This window comes from Burkholderia sp. LK4, from assembly GCF_001043615.1.
Taxonomy (GTDB): domain Bacteria; phylum Pseudomonadota; class Gammaproteobacteria; order Burkholderiales; family Burkholderiaceae; genus Burkholderia; species Burkholderia cepacia.
In genome coordinates, this window is the sequence record NZ_LDUL01000055.1 from 1 (window position 1) to 1,344 (window position 1,344).

Sequence of the window (1,344 nt, forward strand, 5' to 3'; positions counted from 1 at the left end):
GGGCCTGTCAGGAATTTCGTGTTTAAGGCATAACATGCTCTCAAGGAGAGTGTATGCCTCGCAAACCGAAAGCCCAGCCGGCGGCTCTGCCGGCGATTCCGGCCGAGCTGCTTGAGCAGTTCGGCAACGGTCCGATGACGGCTGAAGCCATCAATGCCGCGACACTGGCACTCAAGAAGGCGTTGATCGAACGGGCGTTGGGTGGCGAGATGAACCATCATCTCGGCTACCCTGCCGGTGCAGCCAAGCCGATCAACGCCACGAATCAGCGCAACGGCAAAGGTGCCAAGACGGTCCTGACCGAAGACGGTCCGATTCGCATCGAGGTGCCTCGCGACCGCGACGGCAGCTTCGAACCCATCCTGATTCCCAAGCACGAACGGCGCTTTACCGGCTTCGACGACAAGATCGTCGCCATGTATGCCCGGGGCATGACCGTGCGCGAGATTCAAGGTTTCCTGCTGGAGCAATACGGCACCGAGGTTTCGCCGGACTTCATCAGTTCCGTGACCGATGAAGTCATGGCCGAGGTGACGGCCTGGCAGGCCCGACCGCTTGAGCCGATGTATCCAGTGGTGTTCTTCGACGCCCTGCGGGTCAAGATTCGCGAAGACGCCGTCGTGCGCAACAAGGCGGTGTATCTGGCGCTGGGCGTGCTGCCCGACGGCACCCGGGAGATCCTGGGTCTGTGGATCGAGAACACCGAGGGCGCCAAGTTCTGGATGAGGGTGTTCAACGATCTGAAGACGCGCGGCGTTCACGACATCCTGATCGCCGTGACCGACGGTCTGAAGGGCATGCCCGAGGCCCTGGCGGCAGTCTTTCCGGCGACGACGCTGCAAACCTGCATCGTCCACCTGATCCGCAATAGCCTCGATTACGCCAGCTGGAAAGACCGCCGCGGGTTGGCTGCGGCGATCAAACCGATCTACGCCGCCCCCAGTGCAGAAGCCGCTCAGGCTGAACTTGATGCATTTGCAGCGGGTCCCTGGGGCCAGAAATTCCCGACCGTGAGTGGCGCGTGGCGCAACGCCTGGGATCGCGTCATCCCGTTCTTCGCGTTTCCTCCAGGCGTGCGCAAGATCATCTACACCACGAACGCGATTGAAAATATCAACTCGCAGTTGCGCAAGATCATCAAGACCCGTGGCCACTTCCCGACCGACGAGGCAGCCACCAAACTCATCTGGCTGGCCCTGCGCAACATCACGGCGAATTGGGGCAGTGCCGCTCATGACTGGAAGACGGCCATGAACCAGTTCGCTATCCTTTACGCAGATCGATTCGTTCGACCTTCCGTGTAATTACTCAACCCGCCTTGAACACGGAAATCCTGACACCCCC

General features: G+C 60.6%; 1 protein-coding gene. It reads left to right on the forward strand.

Annotated elements, in window-relative coordinates; all coding sequences use genetic code 11:
* Positions 1-53 precede the first annotated feature (53 nt).
* Positions 54-1,304: an IS256 family transposase gene (locus VK92_RS26455; protein WP_048026296.1), complete on the forward strand. Its 1,251-nt coding sequence runs from the start codon at positions 54-56 to the stop codon at positions 1,302-1,304.
* Positions 1,305-1,344: the final 40 nt, after the last annotated feature.

Excerpts from the sequence above, each read along its gene's own strand:
- VK92_RS26455 (WP_048026296.1), top strand. The coding sequence starts at position 54 with ATGCCTCGCAAACCGAAAGCCCAGCCGGCGGCTCTGCCGGCGATTCCG.